Here is a 21,010-nt window from a genome sequence, read left to right as displayed (position 1 = left end):
ATTACGATGAACAAGCAAGTCGATCCCTTCCTGATGCCGGAAACCGGCAAGGCCGCCGGACCTATCGCCTGGGCCGAAGTGGGCAAGTCGCACCCGCATGAATCCGCCATCCTGCACGTACTGGGCGAAGCCACGTATACCGACGACCTGCCGGAGCTGCACGGCACGCTGCACGCCGCGCTGGGCCTGTCGCAAAAGGCGCACGCCAGGATCGTGTCCATCAATTTCGATGCGGTACGTGCCGCTGCGGGCGTGGTAGCAATATATACGGCCGCCGATTTTCCCGGCACCAACGACTGCGGTCCCATCATCCATGACGATCCCATACTGGCCGACGGCCTCGTCGAATATGTGGGCCAGCCCATGTTCATCGTCATCGCCGAAAGCCACGACATGGCGCGCCGCGCGGTACGAAAAGTGGAAGTGGCCTACGAAGAGCTTCCGGCGATCCTGACGCCGGTGGAAGCACGCGCAGCACTATCCTTCGTGCTGCCGCCGATGTCGCTGAAGCGCGGCGATGCGCAGCAGGCCTTGCTGAATGCGCCGCAGCGCGTGCAGGGCCAGTTGAACGTCGGAGGCCAGGAACAGTTTTACCTCGAAGGCCAGATCTCGTATGCAATCCCGACCGAAGGCCGGGGCATGCACGTGTACTGCTCTACCCAGCACCCGAGCGAAATGCAGCATGTGATTGCGCACGCGCTGGACCTGCATTCGCACAATGTGCAGGTGGAATGCCGCCGCATGGGTGGCGGCTTCGGCGGCAAGGAGTCGCAATCTGCACTCTGGGCGGCGGCCGCCGCGCTGGCGGCGATGCTGCTGAAGCGCCCGGTCAAGCTGCGCGCCGACCGCGACGACGATATGATGGTAAGCGGCAAGCGGCACGAGTTCTATTATGAATATGAAGTCGGCTACGACGATCGTGGCCTGATCCTGGGCGCCAGGGTGGAAATGGTATCGCGCGCCGGCTTCTCGGCCGACCTGTCCGGCCCGGTGGCCACGCGCGCGGTCTGCCATTTCGACAATGCCTATTATCTGTCCGATGTGGACATCAAGGCCATGTGCGGCAAGACCAATACGCAGTCGAATACCGCTTTCCGCGGCTTCGGCGGGCCGCAGGGCGCCATCGCCATCGAATACATCCTCGATGAAATCGCCCGCAATTTGGGCAAGGATGCACTGGATGTGCGCAAACTGAACTTTTATGGGCGCAATGATGCCGAAGGTCGCAACATCACGCAGTATGGCCAGAAGGTTGCCGACAACGTCATCCACGAGCTGACGGCCGAACTGGAGAACAGCAGCGGCTATCGCCGGCGCCGTGCCGAGATCACGGCGTTCAACGCAGGCAGCCCGGTGCTGAAAAAAGGCCTGGCCCTGACGCCGCATAAATTCGGCATCGCCTTCAACGTCACCCACCTGAACCAGGCGGGCGCGCTGGTGCATGTGTATGTAGATGGCTCGGTGCTGGTCAACCACGGCGGCACCGAGATGGGCCAGGGCATCAATACCAAGGTGGCCCAGGTCGTCGCACATGAACTGGGCGTATCGCTGGGCTCAGTGCGCGTCACCGCGACCGATACCAGCAAGGTCGCCAATACCTCTGCCACTGCGGCATCCACCGGGGCCGATCTGAACGGCAAAGCCGCGCAGGATGCGGCGCGCAAGATACGCGAACGGCTGGCCGAGTTTGCTGCAAAAACCTACGGCAATGAAACGAGCAAGGCCGCCGACGTGCAATTCTATGCGCAGCAGGTACAGGTCAACGGCCAGACCATTCCCTTCGCGGACCTGGTGGGAAAAGCCTACCTGGCCCGCGTGCAGCTATGGTCGGACGGCTTTTACGCCACGCCGCACCTGCACTGGGACAGCAAGACCATGACCGGCAGCCCTTTCTCTTATTTTGCGTATGGCGCCGCCGTTTCCGAGGTGATTGTCGACACGCTGACCGGCGAATGGAAACTGCTGCGCGCCGACGCGCTGTACGACGCCGGCAATTCACTAAACCCAGCCATCGATATCGGCCAGGTGGAAGGCGCATTCATCCAGGGCATGGGCTGGCTGACAACCGAAGAGTTATGGTGGAACAAGGCCGGCAAGCTGATGACGCATGCGCCGTCCACGTATAAGATACCGGCGATCTCGGATTGCCCGGAAGACTTCCGCGTGGCGCTGTTCAATAACCGCAACGTTGCGGACAGCATACACAGGTCCAAGGCCGTCGGAGAGCCGCCGCTGCTGTTGCCGTTTTCGGTATTCTTTGCGATCCGCGACGCCATTGCCAGCGTGGCGGATTACAAGAAGAATCCGCCCTTGCAGGCACCGGCAACCGGCGAAGCGATTTTAAAAGCGGTGGAAGCAATATCGCCCGGCTTCCTGTAGTGCGACCCCCGAATGAACCGCGCCTGTAGCCGGATGGAGCGCAGCACAATCCAGGTTTTCTGCCAGACGGACTGCACTCGCAATTTTCACCGCCCCGGATTGCGCTGCGCTCCATCCAGGCTACGTCTCATTTAAGAGCAGGATAAGCAAGGCCTGCCCTGCAAACTACGCAACGACAAAAAATTGAATATGCCCACACCAAGTTCTACGCAAGCCTACCGCGCCAGCCTGCTGCATTTTACCGGCGACCCTTTGCACAACGAGCAGGCCATGCAGTGGTTCGAAGACGGCCTGCTGATCATCCAGGATGGCCGTGTCCTCGCAGCGGGCGACTATGCGCAGCTGAAAACCAGCCTGCCTGAAGGCGCCGATATAGCGCATTTCCCCGGCAAGATCATCACGCCGGGCTTTATCGACAGCCACATCCACTATCCGCAGACCGACATGATCGCGTCGCCTGCGCCGGGCCTGCTGCCATGGCTGGAAAAATATACTTTCCCTACCGAGCGCCAGTTCCAGGATCCGGTGCATGCGGGCGAGGTGGCATCTTTCTTCATCGATGAGCTGCTGCGTTGCGGCACCACGACGGCGATGGTGTATTGCACCGTGCATCCGGAATCGGTGGATGCCTTCTTCGGCGAGAGCGAAAAACGCAATCTGCGCATGGTGGCGGGCAAGGTATTGATGGACAGGAACTGCCCGGAATTCCTGCGCGACACCGCCGAGAGCGGCGCACGCGACAGTGAAACGCTGATACAGAAATGGCACAAGCGCGGCAGGCAGATGTACGCGATCACGCCGCGCTTCGCACCAACCTCCAGCGACGCGCAGCTACAGCTGGCCGGCGAGCTGGCGCAGAAATATCCGGACACCTTCATCCAGACCCACGTCGCCGAAAACAAGGATGAATGCAAATGGGCCAGGGAATTGTTTCCGCAGGCGCGCAGCTACCTGGACATCTACGACCGCTACGGCCTGATGCGTGAACGCGCGATGTATGCGCACTGTATCTGGCTGGACGACACCGATCGCCAGCGGATGGCGGAAACGAAGTCGGCAGTATCGTTGTGCGCAACGTCCAACCTGTTCCTGGGCAGCGGCCTGTTTGATTTTCCGCGCGCGCAGCAGGCCGGCGTGCCGCTGTCTCTGGCGACCGATGTTGGCGGCGGCACCTCGTTTTCCATGCTGCAGACGATGAACGAAACCTACAAGGTCGCCCGCATGGGCGGCACCTACCTGCCGGCGGCGCGCATGTTTTACCTGGCCACGCTGGGCGGCGCGCGCGCGATGCAGCTGGAAGGCACCATAGGCAATTTTGCACCGGATGCCGAAGCCGACTTCATCGTCCTGGATCCGCAGGCCACGCCTTTGCTGGCGCGCCGCAGCGCGCGCACCGATAATGTGGAAGAGTTATTATTTGCACTGGCCCTGCTGGGCGACGACAGGACCATCGCCGCGACGTATTCCGCCGGCAAGTTGGTACATGAACGCAAATAAGGCAAATAACGGAGCCTGATGAACGACAATGAATGGCAAACCCGCGTCGACCTGGCCGCCTGCTACCGCTTGTGCGCGCTGAACGGCTGGGACGACCTGGTGTATACCCACATTTCCGCAGCGTTGCCGGATCAGCCCGGCCATTTCCTGATTAACCCGTTCGGCCTGCGCTTTGATGAAATCTGCGCCTCCAGTCTCGTCAAGATAGACCTGCAGGGAAACATCGTCAGCGGCAGCCACCATAAAGTCAACATCAGCGGCTTTGCGATTCACGGTGCGGTGCACGCGGCACGCCCGGATGCCGTCTGCGTGATGCATTTGCATAACGTCAACGGCATCGCAGTCGGCATACAGGAACTGGGGCTGCTGCCGCTATCGCAGCATGCGCTGCGCTTTTACGGCCGGCTCGCTTATCACGATTACGAAGGCCTGGCGCTGTCGGCGCTGGAACAGGGCCGACTGACGGCAACGCTGGGCGACAAACCGGCGATGCTGTTACGCAACCACGGCACGCTCACCTGCGGGCGCAGCATCGCCGAAGCCTATGTGCTGATGGACACGCTGGACAAGGCCTGCGCGATACAGTTGAAAACCCAGGCCGGCGGCGGGAAGCTGCACCAGCCCGCGCCGGACATCTGTGACAAAACTTATACAGAGCTGATCGGCAACGGCTCGCCGGAAGGTATACTGGAGTGGCCGGCGCTGCTGCGCAAGCTGGATCAATCCAGCCCTACTTACCGAACCTGAGGAAACGATATGCCCACCATTAGCGTACAAATGTTTGAAGGCCGCACGCTGGAGCAGAAACGCGCCTTTGTCAAAGCCATTACCGAAGCAGCATGCTCGACATTGGGCTCGTCGCCGGAATCGGTGGACGTGATCATTACCGATGTCAAAAAGCAGGACTGGGCTACCGGCGGCGTGCTGTGGGTGGACAAGAAGTAGCTCATGCAACAACGGCCCTGGTGCTTTCTGGCCACGGCAAAACGGTCGCCACTATGCCGCCATTACCCCGCTGCCGTCCTGCGGTACATCCTTGAGGCGAGGTGAGATACCAGCATTGCCAGCGCCAGCAGCACTGCGCCGACCACTGACAACTCTGCCAGATGCCCGGCGCTGATCATGGCGCCGCCGGCCAGCGCACCCAGCGCCTGGCCCAGGTAGATGGCGGAAGAGTTCAGCGACACCGAGGCCGGCGCCAATGCAGGCGCCATTTCCACCAGCCGCGCCTGCTGCACGCCATTCAGCGTAAAACAGCCCAGCCCCCATAACAGCACCAGCAAGGTCGTCACGGCCAGCGAATCGCGCGTCAGCGGCCAGAACAGCAGCGCCAGGAACATGCAACCCATCGCATACAGGCCGACCCGCGTCGTGCCCAGCCTGTCCATGAAACGGCTGGCCAGCAGGTTGCCGAGTACTCCGGTAACGCCGAAGCACAGGAACAGCATGCTGATCGTGGCCGGGCCGGCCTGCACAAATTCTTTCAGCACTGCCGCGATATAGGAAAACAGCGTGAACTGGCCCACGCCCTGTATTGCCGTCACCGAAATCGCCAGCAGCAAGGGCTTGTTTGCATATAGGGATTTCCATGCGGCCTTGTCCATGGCGGGCACAAACAGGCGCGGCGGTATCTGCAGCCACACCCATAGCGCAAAAACGGCGGACATCGCGCCCACCAGTGCGATCGTCAGCCGCCAGCCTATGTGCGCACCCAAGTACGCGCCCAGCGGCATGCCCACCACGGCAGCGATGGACCAGCCCAAAAAAACCAGCCCGATTGCCTTGCCGCGCTGCTCGGCCGGCACCAGCAAACCCGCCGTGGCAGCCGCCTGCGCGGTGAACAACGCAGCTCCCACCGCGGTGACGACGCGTATTCCCACCAGGCTCAGATAGCCGGGCGCAAATGCGGCCAGTGTATGCGTGACGGCATACAGCGCCAGCGCGGCAGTCAGCAATACACGTCGCTCGATCGCGCTGGTCCAGCCGGCCAGGAAAGGGCCGCCTATACAGATCGTCATGGCAAACGCAGAAATGATGACGCCTATCGCCGCCGGCGCCACCTCCAGATCGGACGACAGCTCGTTGAGCATGCCGGGCACGATCAGCGCACCGGTGCCGATGGCAAAATTGCCCAGCGTCAGCGACCACAGCTGGGTTTTCATCGAGCGCTACAGGACTGCGTCCACCGGCTCCGGGGAAGAATTGGACGCCTCAACATCAACTTACTTGGCCGCCGGCGTTGCCATGGGCTGGCCTTTTTCCACCACATAGGTGCCAACCAGTTTCATGGTGACGGTGCCGGTACCCCTGGCCTCATGTACTTTGCCAGCTGGAACGATGAAGGCGTCGCCGGCCTTGATCTTGCGCGGCGCTTCGCCATCTATCAGCAACTCGCCCTCGCCCTCCATCACATAGCTGATTTCGTCGCCGGGGTGCGTATGCCTTCCGGACGTGACACCGGGATCCACCTCCACGCGGGCAACCACCGCTTCGCGGTTGGGGACAGACACGTCGCCTTTTTGCACGACAGTGCGGCGAAAACCCGGGGCTTGCGCAGATGCGGCAGTACAGAAGCCGACAGCGGCAACAAGCACTAGTGTGGATAAGGAGTTCGGCTTCATGGCATTCCTTTCAGGGACGCGGATACGTCAGCAGATGATGGCTCGCGTGGGCCGGTAAATATCAGCCGGGATCATGCGGGTGCTTGCCATTAAAGCACCGTGCAGGCCTTACTGCAAGCCGCCGTGATGCTGCATGGCGGCATTGAGCTCATTATGGTGATTGCGGTGGCAGACTTCAGGCGATCTGCAGGCCGGCCTTCCACACACCCAGTACCACCGGGATGCCCTGCACCACCCGCACGCGCAGATAATCGGCGCGCAAACCCTGTGCAATTTCGCCCCTGTCGGTCAGGCCCACCATCTGCGCAGGATTACGGGTGACCGTGGCAACCGCCCGCGGCAGGTCGTAGCCTTCCTCCAGCAGCAGAAATGCGGCGTGCAGCAAGCTGGCCGGCACATAGTCGGACGACAGCACGTCCAGCAAGCCGGCACGCGCCAATTCCGCCGCCGATACGTTGCCGGAATGAGAGCCGCCACGCACCATATTCGGCGCACCCATGATGATGCCCAGGCTGTGCTCATGCGCGGCGCGCGCCGCCAGCAGCGTAGTCGGGAATTCGGAAATGGAAACGCCGTCTTCTACCCCCTCGGTCACGTGCTCCAGCGTGGTGTCGTCATGCGTAGCCAAAGGTATGGGACGGCTGCGGCGGTTGCACAGTTCAATAACGTCGCGCCGGTTGGCGGCGGCATAGGTTTGCTGCCTGTGCAGCAGGCCTTCCAGCATGCCGTCCACTTTTTGTTCGCTCCAGCCGCGTTTGCCGGTCACATAGGTGCGGTAATGGCTGATGTCGGTCCACTGGCGCTGGCCGGGCGTATGGTCCATCAGCGATACCAGCTTCAGGCCATCGTCATGCACATAAGGCTCAAACCAGCCGAGCAGGTTCTGTTCCGCCAGCTCCAGCCGCAGGTGCAGGAAATGGTCGGCGCGCAGGATATCGGCAGCGGCAGCCTGTTTCAGCCCGTCTATGCAGGCGATCAGCGTCTGCGTGCGCAGGCTGTCGGCATCGAGATCGCCCACCGAAATTGCATCCAGCACGGTGGTGATGCCGGAAGCGGCAATCTGCGTATCATGAGCGACGATCGCCGGCAGCGTCGGCCAGCTGACCTTGGGGCGCGGCATCAGGTGTTTTTCGAGGTTGTCGGTATGCAGTTCCACCATGCCGGGCAGCAGGTAGTCGCCTTGCCAGTCTTCCCCGGCCAGGCCGAACAGGCCGCTATTGCCGCGCGCCACTTCGCCGAAAACGGCGCCGTCTATTTCGGCCGAGCCGGTGAATTCGCTGTCGGCGGTGACGATGCGGGCATTGCGTATGGTTTTTATCATCATGCTGGAATTGTTATGGCCCTGGAATGAGCAGTACCCTGCCTAGCTTTCGCCGCAGCAAATACGGTATCACGATTCACCTGCCGCGGTGAAGCCCGATGTCAAGCTGTAGTCATATTTAAGGCTTAGCATGTGCTGACTCAAGTTACCAGACGTCAGGCTCAGGATGACTACCCATCTACTGATACAGAACGGCATCGCACTCACCCATGTTGCGGGAGCCCAGCCGGAATGCAGCCACAGCGACGTGCTGGTGGCGCATGCCCGCATAGAACGGATAGAGCGCGCTTCCACGGCCGGCACGCCCTCCAGCCTCTCCGTGCAAACTCCTGCGCCAAATCTTTCCCATGAGAATCAGCAGCAGGCAGTAACGGTACTGGACGCTGGCGGCTTGTTCGTGCTGCCCGGCATCGTCGACCTGCACGGCGATGCATTCGAACGCCAGATACAGCCGCGCCACGGCGCCGTGTTTGGCCACGACATCGCGCTGCAGGACACCGACCGGCAATTGATCGCCAACGGCATTACCACGGCTTGCCACGCACTGACTTATTCCTGGGAAGGCGGCCTGCGCGGCAAGGAGGCCGCCATCGCGCTGCTGCACATGATCAAGCTGCGCGGTCATTTCCAGGCCGACCACCGTATCCACCTGCGCTTTGAGACGCACCATGTGGACGGCCTGCAGGACGCGCTGGACTGGATCAACCAGGGCTGGGTGGATTTTTTCTCGTTCAACGACCATCTGCCGGCCATCGCCAGGAAGTGCCATCTACCGGAAAAACTGGCCGCCTATGCCGAGCGTGGCCGCTGCGCGCCGTCCGTGTTCAGGCAGAGGCTGCAGCACGCGCTGGCCAATGCACACCAGATCGGCCATGTGCTGGAAGCGCTGGCGCAGGCCTGCCGCAAGCAGCGTGTGCCGATGGCCTCGCACGATGACCAGAGCGCGCACGACAGGGAGCGCTTCCAGGCACTGGGCGCGCGCATCAGCGAGTTTCCGCGCACGCAGGAAGCGCTGGATGCGTCGCTTGCGCTGCATAACCCGATCATCATGGGCGCGCCGAACGTGCTGCTGGGTGGCAGCCACTGCGGCAGCATCTCCGCCGCCGACGCGATCCATGGCGGCGCCTGCGATATCCTGACTTCAGACTATTACTACCCTTCGCTGCTGGCGGCGCCATTCCAGTTGGCGCACCAGGGTATCTGCACGCTGACGCAGGCCTGGCAACTGGTGTCCGCCAACCCGGCCCAAGCGCTGGGCCTGGGCAACCGCGGCCGGCTGACCGGCGGCTACCGCGCCGACCTGCTGCTGGCAGAATCGCTGCCGGGCGGCAAAGTCAAGCTGGTGGCGACGGTTGCCGCCGGCAAGCTGGCCTATTGCAGCGAGCCGGAGCGCCTTACAATACACGCTGGCCGCAGCGGCACGCCGGACATTGCGGAAGCCGCGGTGTCCGCTGCCGGCGCGGCCAACCAGGACGGCGGCTATATTGCCGCTGCATGATCTGACCCAGCCATAAGGTCCGCCCCATGACCCGATACGCCCTTTATTACGCTCCCGACCAGAATTCAGCTTGGTGGGCAACCGGCTGCCGCTGGCTGGGGCGCGATCCGGTCACCGGGCAGGATCTGCAACAGCCGCTTATTGAAGGCATGCCTCCGCTGGTATTGCAAAAATTAACCGGAGATGCCAGACGATATGGCTTCCATGCGACGTTAAAAGCGCCGTTCCGGCTAGCCGAGGGATTTCGCGAAGAACATCTGCTGCATACGCTGGCCGCCTTCTGCGCAGCGCAGACCAGGATCACCGTGCAAGGGCCGGCCGTATTGCCCATGGGCGATTTCCTGGCATTGCGCGCCGCGGAGGAATCGCGCGACATCCATGCACTGGCAATGCGCTGCGTCAGCTATTTCGATTTCCTGCGGGCGCCGCCCAGCGACGCAGAACTGAACAGGCGTCGCAGCAACCAGCTATCGCAAAGACAGGAGCAGCTATTACAGCGCTGGGGCTATCCATATACAGAGGAAGAATACCGTTTCCACATGACGCTGACGGATAAGCTGCAGGATGTAGACGCCGATGTCGGCTACCGGCTGCGCAAGGCGGCGGAGAACTTCTTCCGCATCGACGCACCGCTGCTGATCAACGGTATTGCGCTGTTTCGCGAAGATGCGCCGGGGGCGCCGTTTTCGCTGCTGCGCCGTTTCGATTTCGGCCTGCACGCGCTGGAGCACCACGCACGGCAGCTGCCAACGCCCGGCCGGCTGTTTTTTATTGTCGGGCCGTCCGGCTCGGGCAAGGATGAGCTGCTGAACTGGGTCAGGCAGCATCTGGCGGAAGACAAGGCTATGGTATTCCCACAGCGCACCATCACCCGCCCCGCCAGCCATGCGGAAGAACACGAAGCCGTGTCATCCGAGCAATTCTGGCAACTGGCCTCAGCGGGCCACTTTGCGATGACCTGGCAATCCTATGACCTCTGCTACGGCATCCGGCGCAGCTTTGAGGCCGAACTGAAAGCCGGCCGCGATGTCGTCATCAGCGGCTCGCGGGAATTTGTGCCTAGGCTGATACAGGCTTATCCCGAAGCGCAGGTGATATGGATAGAAGCCGATCATGCACTGATACGCCAGCGCATCGAAGCGCGCCTGAACCTGCATGAAAAGGGTAATAACGGCAATAACGGCGCCGCGCTGCTGAAGCGTGTGCAGAGGAATGAACAATTCTCGCGGCCGGAGTTGCCAGAGATCATCAAACTGGATAATACCGGTTCGCTGGAAACTGCAGGCAGGCGCCTGCTGGACATCCTCACCGCCTCCTGATCCACGACAATACCACCGTCACTCCGCATTGACCCAGCCTGGGTAAATGCCGCCTGAGCACCGCTTTGGAGTGTGTGGCGCTTTTACATCACTTTTCCGCTTTCCCCCGCAACGGGGTGCATAAGATACACCGTATTTTCCGGATTCCACGGCTGCGAAAACGATTTTTATTATTTTGTTGTTTTCGCTACAAATCTTTCTTGTAACAAATTGCATACTTACTTCTGAAATGTTTTGATACATGGATCAAGGAATTGTATAGACAAATACCCTCTCCTTCGATGCGCGCCCACATCAGCCCTTACCGGGCTGATTGCATTCAACAGTTTCTTTAACGCGTTTTATATTGACCCAAGAAGAGGTAAGCAATGATCAAGGAAACAGTGTTGTCCCGATCCCTACGCCTGACATTTTCAGGCGGTGTCGCGATCGGGCTAGGACTTATGGCGCACACAGCCATGGCCCAGGAAACCGACGACTCCAGAACGCAAAGGGTGGAAATCACCGGTTCGTCGATCAAGCGTATCGCCTCTGAAACATCGGCGCCGCTGACCGTGATCAAGGCAGAAGAATTCGTCAAGCAGGGCTTGACCACTGCAGCAGAAGTGTTGAGCAAAATCCCCGCCAACCAGTCCACTGTGGGCCTGGGCAATGCCGTGGGCGGCAATACCAGCGGCCTGCCTACCGGCGGCCAGGCCAGTGCCGACTTGCGCGGCCTGGGCGGCGACAAAACCCTGGTGCTGCTGAACGGCCGCAGGATCGCCAACCATCCCTACGATGGCGCCAGCGTCGACCTGAACATCATCCCTATCACTGCGCTGGACCGCGTAGAGGTGCTGCGTGACGGCGCCTCCGCGATCTACGGCACCGACGCCATTGGCGGCGTCATCAACTTCATCACCAAACGTTCCGTGACCGGCGCCACCATCACCGGTGAGGTCGTGGAACCGAAAATGGACGGCGGTGGCGAAAAACGCTTTAACATCGTAGCCGGCTACGGCGACCTGAACAAGGACGGCTACAACGTCTTCGGCGTCGTCGATTACCACAAGCAGAAAGTCATTACCTCGCAGGACAGGTCTTTCTCCAAGACCGGCGTGATCCCCAGCCGCGGCCTGAGCCTGACCAGCGGCACGACCTTCCCCGGCAATTATTTCGACCCGACATCGGGCGCTTCCGGCAACCCCGGCTTTGCGACAGGCTGCAACCCGCCGTTCTCGGTGCCCAGCACCAGCAACACGACCTGCCGCCAGGATTACACCCGCCAGATCGACGATATTCCTGAGAGCGAACAAACCGCCTTCTTCGGCAAGGGCACGATGAAGCTGGGCGAGAACCATACCGGCACCATCGAATACCTGCACTCGGAAAGCAAAGTCGTTTCGCGCACGGCACCGCCGCCGCAGACCGGCCTGATCCTGCCAAAGAGCAGCCCTTACTACCCTGGCAATTCGGGAGGCGTTCCAGCACAGCCTGGCTTGTCCGGCGATCCTCTGTCGGTCAACTGGCGTCCACTGGAAGCCGGCGAACGCCAGATCAATTCCAAAGGCACGGCTGACCGTGTTGTCATCGCGCTGGAAGGCGAGCTGGCCGGCTGGGACTACAAATCCGGCCTGACTTACTCCGTCAGCAAATCCGCTGAAAACTTCACCGGCGGCTACGTGCAGGATGCTTCTTTTGCAGCCGGCGTGCTCAACGGCGTGCTGAATCCTTTCGGCCTGCAAAACGCCGCGGGCAAAGCCTATCTGGACAGCACCGCGCTGCGCGGCCAGGTGCAGGATGCCAAAGTCACGACAACCGGACTGGACTTCAAGGCCAGCCGTGAGCTGATGGCCCTGGCAGGCGGTCAGCTGGCCATTGCGGTCGGCGCCGAACTGCGCAAGGAAAAGGCGGATTTCAACGTCAACCAGGCTATCGCATCGCAGGCATCGAGCTCCGGCCTGTCCGGCTCGCTGCCCAAGACCGGCAGCCGCGACATCGAAGCGATCTTCTCCGAGCTGAATATCCCTGTCATCAAAGACCTGGAAATCCAGCTGGCGGCCCGCATGGATAACTACAGCGACGTCGGCAACACCTTCAATCCGAAGATCGGCATCCGCTACCAGCCAACCAAGGAACTGCTGTTCCGCGGCTCGGCCAGCACGGGTTTCCGCGCACCGACGCTGTTCGAGAAAAACGCACCGCGTTCCAAGAACGATACCAACGATTCCTATGACGATCCTGTGCTGTGCCCAGGCGGCGTACCGCAGCCGGGCGCCAACCCGCTGCGCGACTGCGACCTGCAACAGTTCAAGCTGCAAGGCGGCAATCCTAACCTGAAGCCTGAAAAATCCCGGACTTACTCGGTAGGCGTGGTAGTGGAACCGATCAAGGACGTTTCCGTGGCGCTGGACTACTGGCATATCCACCTGAGGGACAAGATAGGCGCGTTGCCGGAGCAATCCATCTACGCGAACTATGCCAAGTACAAGGACCTGTTCCTGCGTAATCCGGACGGCTCGCCGTTTGCAATCCTGGATCTGAACGACAACCTGGGTGAAGTCAAAACCGAAGGTATCGATCTGAGCTTCTCGGCCCGCCTGCCTAAAACCGACTTCGGTGTATTTACGCTGACAGTGGACGGCACTTACGTCATCAAGTACGACTACCAGAACGAGCGTAACGGCCCATTCCTGAGCAGCGTAGGCCAGTATTCGGACAACAATCCGACTTTCCGCTGGAGGCATAACGCCGCGCTGAACTGGGTCTACGGCCCATGGGGTGCAACGATTGCCAACTCCTACAATGCCGGCTACCACGACCAGAACCAGGTGGATGACCAGTTCAAGCAGGACGTTTCTTCTTACTCGCTGTGGAATGTGTCGGCCAGCTACACCGGCTTCAAGCACATCGCTCTGACAGCCGGCATCAAGAACCTGCTGAACACAGACCCTCCATTCTCCAATCAGGGTACGCTGTTCCAGAAAGGCTATGATCCACGCTATACCGACCCAGTAGGCCGCGCCTACTATGTACGCGGCAGCTACACGTTCTAAGATGCGTTGAAATCAGGCGGCGGAAGTTACCTGGTTCAAAACCAACAAAGCCCGGTAAGAGCGATCTTCCCGGGCTTTGTTCATGGTGCGGCATTTCTGCCGAAAAACCTTAGCGCCCGAGCCAGCGGTCTTCCTCCGGATGGGGAAACTGCCCGGCGATGAAATTGACAAAGTTCCGCACCTTGGCCGATAACAGGCGGCGGCTCGGATACACCATGGAGATGGACACCGTGCCGAGGTGGAATTCCGGGAACAGCCGCACCAGGCGGCCGCAGCTGAGGTCATCGCCCAGCGTGAAGGAAGGCCGCAGCACCAGCCCCATGCCGGCAATCGCGCATTCGCGCAGCACGTCCGAATTATTCGAAATGACGCGGCTATGGATCGGTATCTGCACCGGCGCGGACGGCGCATCGCGCCTGCCCTGCACCGTCCAGTAGTTGCGCATGAAGTCCCAGCCGAAGTTCAGGCAATGGTGCTTGGACACGTCTTCCGGCGTGCGCGGCTCGCCGAACTGGCGGATATAGTCGGGCGACGCGCACAGCAGCACTTCGGACGTAGCCAGCTTGCGGGTGATCATCGTTGCATCGACTTTTTGCAGATCGATGAAAAAGCCGATATCGAAACCGTCTTCCACCAGATCGACGGTGCGGTCGGAAACCGTCACATCCAGCACCACGTCCGGGAATTCCGTCGCGAATTTGGGCAGCATCGTCGCCAGCTGCCATTTGCTGAAGCCCAGGTGAGAGTATATACGCAACGTACCGCTGGGTTTGCGGGCCGAATAGGAGGCAATCGCATCGGCGTCATCCACGTCGGACAGGATTTGCCTGACCCTTTCGAGGTACATCTGGCCGGTTTCGGTCAGCGACAACTTGCGCGTGGTGCGGTTCAGCAAGCGGGTGCCCAGATGGGTTTCCAGATCGGCGACGTAACGCGTGACCACTGCGTTCGACATATCGAGGATCTCCGCCGCGCGTGCAAAACTCCCTTGCTCGACGACTTTGGAAAAGATGCGCATGGACTGCAGGCGATCCATAAATAAGGCTCCCGTTTCTTGGCAATGAGGTCGCCTGTTGCATTAGAGAAATGCACCAGGAAAATCAAGCGATATTGATTGTTCCGAATACTGCAATAGTATATTCCGTCAAGACATCTTTATGCTGCGACGCAATAGGCTTACAATGCATCCATCGATAAGCAAGACAGCAATGCCAGCTTAAAGAGGCCGAACCCGACGGGTGTGTCTAGTTCGTATTAGAAGTAAGTACCTGCCAACCGGTATTACTTCTCATGCGAATTGGAATACCTTTCCGCCGAGCCCGGAATACGTCCAACAAATACTTTATCGAAAGAAATAAAATGAATGCGAAACAATTCTTTGTAGCCGCCACCCTGATCGCTGCCGGCACCAGCGCTGCTTTTGCTGCAGATACAGGCAAAACCCGCGCAGAAGTACAGGCTGAACTGGCCCAGGCACGTGCAAACAACAGCTCTTACATCGTAGGCGGCTCTGAATTCGTTGCCTTCACTAACACACCAAGCACTTCGACCAAAACCCGTGCAGAAGTCGCCGCAGAACTGAAACAGGCACGCGAACAAGGTCTGTTGGCAACCCGTGAAGGCACTTACCCAATGGAAGTAACGGCCCAGACTGCACGCAGCCGCGCTGATGTAAAAGCAGAAGCCGTACAAGCCGCAAAAAACCATACTTTCAATACCGACTACGATATTGGCGGTTAATAGTATAAAGAACCGATACTTTGTATCGGTTCTGCCGCTTGCCGACAGCATCTAAGCACAGCCGGTAAGCTGCACAACAGCATCAAAGCCACCGCCAGCGGTGGCTTTTTGCGTATGCGCCATCGCTTTGCAGTATTTTCCGCTATCCCCGTCTTTCATGCAGCAAACTCTTTGCTGCTTTGCACCATCGGTTTATGCTCTAAAGTGCACAAATCGGAAAAACATTCCGCCTTGCATGAAATAGCCTGCCATTTTTGCCTTTGCCGATCAGCTTTGTGGCTTTTTGACATGCCTTAACAACAATTTATGCTTGTTAATTCTTTCTGCTGGTCAAGTTTATAAATAATTTGATAATATCCAGGTGATAACTTTTTTGCTACCCGCCAGAAAGTTATAGCCCACCGCCTGCATCCATCGAATAACCCGTAAAAGAAAGAGCAGATCAGGAAATGCAGAATGTTCTCCTCAGGATCATCCTTCCGCTGGCAATTGCGTGCAGCATGGTTTCTCCCTCCGTCTCCGCCGCAGAGCAAACTTTGCCTAGCGTTGAAACTTTTTTTCAACCGCCCAAGCTGTCGAGTGTTGCCTTTTCCCCGGATGGACTCTCTATCGCGCTGCTGATGAACGCCAGCGACAACCGGCGCATGCTGGCAACAATGGATGTCGCCACGCTGGCGCCGAAGGTCGTTGCGCATTACAGCGACGCCGACGTCAGGACGTTCCATTGGGTGAACAACCATCGGCTCGTCTACGATTTAAATGACGACAAAATAGGAATAGGCAACAGCTTCTTCGGCGCCGGACTATTCGCGGTCGATAAAGACGGAAGCAGCCAGCGCGAACTCGTGGGAAGAACCGGAGCACAAGACACGGTCGGCTCTCGCATCATCGTCAAATCACTGCCGTGGTATACCTACTTCGCCGCTACTGTGGACAGCGGCGATTCCGATGACATCTTCGTCATGCGCGACAACGCACCGTTCAAGCCTTACGAGAGGACTTACGACCTGCTGCAACTGAATACCGTCACCGGCCATGCCGAAGCTATCCGGCGCCCCGGCGAAGTGGCCTCCTGGCTCATCGACGGCAACGGTGTTCCCCGCTTCGCGACGACAAATGACAAATCAAATTCCCAGGTGTATTACAACGATCCCAAGGACGGGAACTGGCAAAAGCTGACGGAATTCCCAAAGTTTTCATCTGAGAGTTTCAAGCCCATGGCAATCACGCCTGACGGCCGCCTACTGGTCAGGGCCAATAATGGCAAGGACACGAGCGCCGTCTATTTCTATGACCTGGAAAAAAAACAGCTGGACAGCAAACCCCTGATATCGCTTCCCGGCTACGACTTCAGCGGCAGTATCCTGTTCGACAGGCAAAACAAAAAAATCCTGGGTATACGCTACGAGACGGATGCACGGGCAACTACCTGGCTCGACAGCCGGATGAAGCAGATACAGCAAAAAGTGGATGAACAAATACCCGGCCTGTCCAATGTCATCTCCGTACCAGAACGAGGCAAGACCGAAACGGTACTGGTGTTTTCCTACTCGGATACCTACCCTGGCGTCTGGCAACTGTATAACACGGCAAGCAATAGCTTCACGCCCATCGGCACCAGGATGCTGGGCATCGACCCCAAGCAAATGGCCACCAAGGACATGGTGCGCTACAAGGCGCGCGACGGGCTGGAGATACCAGCCTACCTGACGCTGCCGAAGGGCAAAAAGAAAGACCTGCCCATGGTCGTTCTCGTGCATGGCGGGCCGTATGTAAGGGGTGGGCACTGGGAGTGGGACGCGGAAGCGCAATTCCTGGCATCGCGCGGCTATGCAGTGCTGGAACCCGAGTTCCGCGGCAGCACCGGTTACGGCAGCAGATTATTTTCGGCTGGATTGAAACAGTGGGGCCTCGCGATGCAGGACGACATCGCCGACGGCACCAAGTGGGCGATAGAAAAAGGCTACGCCAACCCCGACCGCATCTGCATTGCCGGCGCCAGCTACGGCGGCTACGCCACGCTGATGGGCTTGATCAGGAATCCTGAGCTGTTCCGCTGCGGCATAGACTGGGTCGGCGTCACCGATATCAATTTGCTCTATAACATCGTCTGGAGCGACCTGGACAGCCAATCGGAAAAATACGACATGCCCCTGCTGGTAGGAGACCAGATCAAGGATGCAGAACAATTGAAAGCCACATCTCCGCTGCGCAACGCCGCCAAAATCACCCAACCGCTGCTGCTGGCTTACGGCGGCAGCGACACGCGCGTGCCCATCGATCACGGAACTGCATTCTACAGGGCAGTTAAGGCCACGAATTCCAGGGTGGAGTGGGTAGAATATCCCGAAGAAGGCCATGGCTGGCGGCTACTGAAGAACAATGTGGACTTTTGGACCCGGGTAGAGAAATTTCTTGGCCAGAATATAGGCCAGCCCTGATGTTGCGATCCCCGGCCTGCGCATGCGGGCGGGGACAAGGTCTTGCCGCCAAGCCCCCCGGCGTATCCGCCGAATGGGGTGTCGATCCGCAGGCCGTCCGCAATGGCGGGTTGGTCGAGGCCCCGCAGCGCAAGACCAGCAAGGTCGGCGCCGGACTCGGCGCTGCCCTGGCGACATAACTGGATGCCAAGCGGGCGATGCATGAAGGCGCGGTGCTTGCTGCAGCTTTGTAACGCAAAGTAAAAAACGGCACAAGCCCTGTGTGCCATTCTTTCTTCGCTGGTCAATTCAATAAGCCATTTGATAATATTGATATACCGACAACCGGTCTCCCGGCAGACGGCAACGGGAAGCAGCCCGGCTGCATCCATATCAAAGACCAGCATACCGATAAGAAAGAGCAGAGCAACAAGCATGCGGAATATATTCGCCACCCTTGCACTACCTATATTACCTATCGCCATCGCCTGCGGCATGATCAGCCCACAGCTTGCGTACGCCGCCGAGCCGTTGCCGGACACCGCCTCTTTTTTCCAGCATCCCAAGCTGTCCCGCATCGCCTTTTCACCGGATGGAAAAAGCATTGCGCTGCTGATGAACGCTGCCGATAACCGGGTCATGCTGGCGACGATGGAGGTGGCGACCCTGGCGCCGACCATCCTTGCCCATTTCAAAGACATCGACGTCTCCAGCTTCCATTGGGTAAATAACCGCCGGCTGGTCTACGAAGTCGGTGACCAGCAGATAGGCGTGGGAGACAACTATAGCGCGCCCGGCCTGTTTGCCATCAACAAGGACGGCAGCGAACAGCGCATCCTGGTGGAGAGATCCACCGATTTCGTCAAGGAAGCCAAGAACAGCAGGGTGCTGCCGTGGTACACCTATTTCCTGGATACCGTGGAAACCGGCGAGTCCGACGATGTCTTCGTCATCCAGGATAATAATCCCCGATCCGCGCACCGCAGGACTTACGACCTGCTGAAGCTGAATACGCTGACAGGCCACGCGGAACCGGTGCGGCGTCCGGGTGAAGTCGTCTCATGGCTGATCGACAGCCAGGGTGTTCCGCGTATCGCCACCACGGTGGAACAATCTAATTCGGCCGTTTTTTACAATGACCCCAAGGACAATAACTGGCGCAAGCTGGCGGAGTTTCCAACCCGCTCTTCGCGGGGCTTCCATCCCATCCTCTTCATTCCGGATGGACGTCTTCTGGTCACCACCAACAACGGCAAGGACACCAGCGCCGTCTATGTCTACGACATCGAGAAAAAAGAGCTGGATAGCAAGCCGCTGATTTCCCTGCCGGGCTATGACTTTAGCGGCCAAATACTGCTGGACAGGGAAAACAAGAAAATTCTCGGCATCCGGTATGAGACGGATGCGCTGTCCACCACCTGGCTGGATGGCGGCATGAAGCAGATGCAGCAGAAAATCGATAACCAGCTGCAGGGACTGGTGAACCTGATTTCTGTTCCTGAGCAGCACCGCGGGGATACCGTGCTGGTTTACTCGTTTTCCGATACTTTCCCAGGCATGTGGCAGCTCTACAATGCGGCCACCGACAAATTCACGCCGCTCGGACAAATCATGCAGGGAATAGACCCCGCGCAGATGGGCACCAAAGACATGGTGCGGTACAAGGCACGCGACGGCCTGGAGATACCCGCATACCTGACCTTGCCGAAAGGGAAAAAGAAAGATCTGCCCATGGTCGTGCTGGTGCATGGCGGCCCCTACCTGCGCGGTGTTCACTGGAGCTGGGATGCGGACGCACAATTTCTCGCTTCCCGCGGCTATGCTGTGCTGGAGCCCGAATTCCGCGGCACCACCGGCTACGGCAGCAAACTGTTTACAGCAGGCTGGAAACAATGGGGCCTGGCCATGCAGGATGACATCGCCGACGGCACCAAATGGGCGATAGAAAAAGGCTATGCCAATCCCGGCCGCATCTGCATTGCCGGCGCCAGTTACGGCGGCTATGCAACGCTGATGGGCCTGATACGGAATCCCGAACTGTTCCGCTGCGGCATAGACTGGGTCGGCGTCACCGATATCAATTTACTGTATGACGTTGTCTGGAGCGACCTCGACGACCAGTGGGGCAAATACGGGATGCCGGTGCTGGTCGGCGACCAGGTCAAAGATGCGGCACAGCTGAAGGCCACATCGCCACTGCTGAATGCCGCCAAGATCACCCAGCCGCTGCTGCTGGCTTACGGCGGCAGCGACAGGCGCGTGCCCATCGTACACGGAACCGCATTCTACAAGGCGGTGAAAGCCACGAATCCCAAGGTGGAGTGGGTCGAATATCCAGAGGAAGGCCATGGCTGGCGGCTGTTGAAGAATAATGTCGATTTCTGGAATCGGGTGGAGAAATTCCTGGGCCAGAACATAGGCCAGCCTTGACGATAAGTTCCCAGCCTGCGGGCGTGGGCCGGGATGGGAGCTCTGCCGTCAGCCTTGCGTACCCACGCACTTGCCTGAAAAATGCACGTAAAAAAAGCCAGTCCTGAGACTGGCTTTTTGCTATTCCGGAGAAAGCTTATTTTGCTGGCGCGCTGGCTGCGGAAGCTGCTGCGTCGGCTGCCGGAGCGGCAGGCGCCTTGACTTCCGGTTCCTTGAATTTACCGCCGGAGGCATTGGCCATGTAGACCACGGCACGCGCTACTTCAACGTCGTCCAGGTCAGGATTGCCGCCTTTTGGAGGCATCGCGCGCAAACCGCCGATTGCATGTTCCAGCACTTTATCAAAGCCTTGCGCAATGCGCGGCCCCCAGGCTGCAGCATCGCCGAACTTGGGAGAGCCGGCAGCGCCGCTACCGTGGCAAGCAACGCAGGTTGCCTGGTATACCGCTTCGCCGGATTGCAATTGCTTGGGCGCGTTGGCATCTTTCAGCGTGTAGCCGTCTGCAGCGACCGGGCTGATGCGGGCAGCAATCGCTTCAGGCGTCAGCGCGGAAGAACCGGCGCCTACTTTGTGTTCAGAAGTAACGAATTGCACCAAAAGCACAATCGCGATAATAGGGACGATAAACCCTGCTGCAACCGCAACGATGAGTTGCTTAGGTGTCTTAATCGCTGATTCGTGTTCGTCGTGGGCGTCGCTCATAGTTTCCTCGGTGCAATTCTAAGATAGCTAAATGTGTTGAAGCTGCT

Annotated in this window: 15 protein-coding genes; 10 read left to right on the top strand and 5 right to left on the bottom strand. The window is 59.1% G+C overall.

Features of this window, described 5'->3' with window-relative positions:
- Positions 1–6 precede the first annotated feature (6 nt).
- From xdhB to ACO0LO_RS08115, 4 genes are all read left to right on the top strand, one after another.
- A complete protein-coding gene (gene xdhB, locus ACO0LO_RS08130) occupies positions 7–2,379 on the top strand; it encodes a xanthine dehydrogenase molybdopterin binding subunit (protein ID WP_422963706.1) in 2,373 nt (790 codons plus the stop codon).
- A gap of 189 nt (positions 2,380–2,568) precedes the next feature.
- Complete coding sequence (gene guaD, locus ACO0LO_RS08125; protein WP_422963705.1) at positions 2,569–3,876, top strand: guanine deaminase; 1,308 nt, start codon at positions 2,569–2,571, stop codon at positions 3,874–3,876.
- 18 nt (positions 3,877–3,894) lie between these two features.
- On the top strand, positions 3,895–4,623 hold the full coding sequence (locus tag ACO0LO_RS08120; protein ID WP_422963704.1) for a class II aldolase/adducin family protein: 729 nt from the start codon (positions 3,895–3,897) through the stop codon (positions 4,621–4,623).
- Positions 4,624–4,632: 9 nt separating this feature from the next.
- A complete protein-coding gene (locus tag ACO0LO_RS08115; RefSeq protein WP_422963703.1) occupies positions 4,633–4,821 on the top strand; it encodes a 4-oxalocrotonate tautomerase in 189 nt (62 codons plus the stop codon).
- A 62-nt stretch (positions 4,822–4,883) separates the two neighbouring features.
- On the opposite strand, the gene ACO0LO_RS08110 is transcribed toward ACO0LO_RS08115, so the two are convergent.
- From ACO0LO_RS08110 to ACO0LO_RS08100, 3 genes are all read right to left on the bottom strand, one after another.
- The gene (locus ACO0LO_RS08110; RefSeq protein ID WP_422963702.1) at positions 4,884–6,038 is read right to left on the bottom strand and encodes an MFS transporter; all 1,155 of its coding nucleotides are present in this window, start codon (positions 6,036–6,038) and stop codon (positions 4,884–4,886) included.
- 60 nt (positions 6,039–6,098) lie between these two features.
- Positions 6,099–6,497 carry a cupin domain-containing protein gene (locus ACO0LO_RS08105; protein ID WP_422963701.1) on the bottom strand — a complete coding sequence of 133 codons (399 nt, stop codon included), beginning with the start codon at positions 6,495–6,497 and terminating at the stop codon, positions 6,099–6,101.
- 175 nt (positions 6,498–6,672) lie between these two features.
- Complete coding sequence (locus tag ACO0LO_RS08100; RefSeq protein WP_422963700.1) at positions 6,673–7,821, bottom strand: alpha-D-ribose 1-methylphosphonate 5-triphosphate diphosphatase; 1,149 nt, start codon at positions 7,819–7,821, stop codon at positions 6,673–6,675.
- A 163-nt stretch (positions 7,822–7,984) separates the two neighbouring features.
- Between ACO0LO_RS08100 and ACO0LO_RS08095 the strand changes: the two genes are divergently transcribed.
- From ACO0LO_RS08095 to ACO0LO_RS08085, 3 genes are all read left to right on the top strand, one after another.
- A complete protein-coding gene (locus tag ACO0LO_RS08095) occupies positions 7,985–9,316 on the top strand; it encodes an alpha-D-ribose 1-methylphosphonate 5-triphosphate diphosphatase (RefSeq protein ID WP_422963699.1) in 1,332 nt (443 codons plus the stop codon).
- Between the two features lie 26 nt (positions 9,317–9,342).
- Positions 9,343–10,635, top strand: a complete 1,293-nt coding sequence (locus ACO0LO_RS08090; protein ID WP_422963698.1) for a DUF1045 domain-containing protein — start codon at positions 9,343–9,345, stop codon at positions 10,633–10,635.
- 458 nt (positions 10,636–11,093) lie between these two features.
- Positions 11,094–13,670 (top strand): TonB-dependent receptor, encoded by a 2,577-nt coding sequence (locus tag ACO0LO_RS08085; RefSeq protein ID WP_422963697.1) that lies wholly within the window; start codon positions 11,094–11,096, stop codon positions 13,668–13,670.
- A gap of 109 nt (positions 13,671–13,779) precedes the next feature.
- On the opposite strand, the gene ACO0LO_RS08080 is transcribed toward ACO0LO_RS08085, so the two are convergent.
- Positions 13,780–14,706 (bottom strand): LysR family transcriptional regulator, encoded by a 927-nt coding sequence (locus ACO0LO_RS08080; protein ID WP_422963696.1) that lies wholly within the window; start codon positions 14,704–14,706, stop codon positions 13,780–13,782.
- A 323-nt stretch (positions 14,707–15,029) separates the two neighbouring features.
- On the opposite strand from ACO0LO_RS08080, the gene ACO0LO_RS08075 reads away from it, so the two are divergent.
- From ACO0LO_RS08075 to ACO0LO_RS08065, 3 genes are all read left to right on the top strand, one after another.
- Positions 15,030–15,410: a DUF4148 domain-containing protein gene (locus ACO0LO_RS08075; protein ID WP_422963695.1), complete on the top strand. Its 381-nt coding sequence runs from the start codon at positions 15,030–15,032 to the stop codon at positions 15,408–15,410.
- Between the two features lie 449 nt (positions 15,411–15,859).
- Complete coding sequence (locus ACO0LO_RS08070) at positions 15,860–17,851, top strand: alpha/beta hydrolase family protein (RefSeq protein WP_422963694.1); 1,992 nt, start codon at positions 15,860–15,862, stop codon at positions 17,849–17,851.
- 414 nt (positions 17,852–18,265) lie between these two features.
- A complete protein-coding gene (locus tag ACO0LO_RS08065; protein WP_422963693.1) occupies positions 18,266–20,260 on the top strand; it encodes an alpha/beta fold hydrolase in 1,995 nt (664 codons plus the stop codon).
- A 136-nt stretch (positions 20,261–20,396) separates the two neighbouring features.
- On the opposite strand, the gene ACO0LO_RS08060 is transcribed toward ACO0LO_RS08065, so the two are convergent.
- The gene (locus ACO0LO_RS08060; RefSeq protein WP_422963692.1) at positions 20,397–20,963 is read right to left on the bottom strand and encodes a c-type cytochrome; all 567 of its coding nucleotides are present in this window, start codon (positions 20,961–20,963) and stop codon (positions 20,397–20,399) included.
- Between the last annotated feature and the right edge of the window lie 47 nt (positions 20,964–21,010).

It is taken from the genome of Undibacterium sp. TJN25 (assembly GCF_049339885.1).
GTDB lineage: Bacteria > Pseudomonadota > Gammaproteobacteria > Burkholderiales > Burkholderiaceae_D > Undibacterium.
Note: the sequence above shows the minus strand (reverse complement) of the source record. Positions and strands in the feature narration are given on the sequence as shown.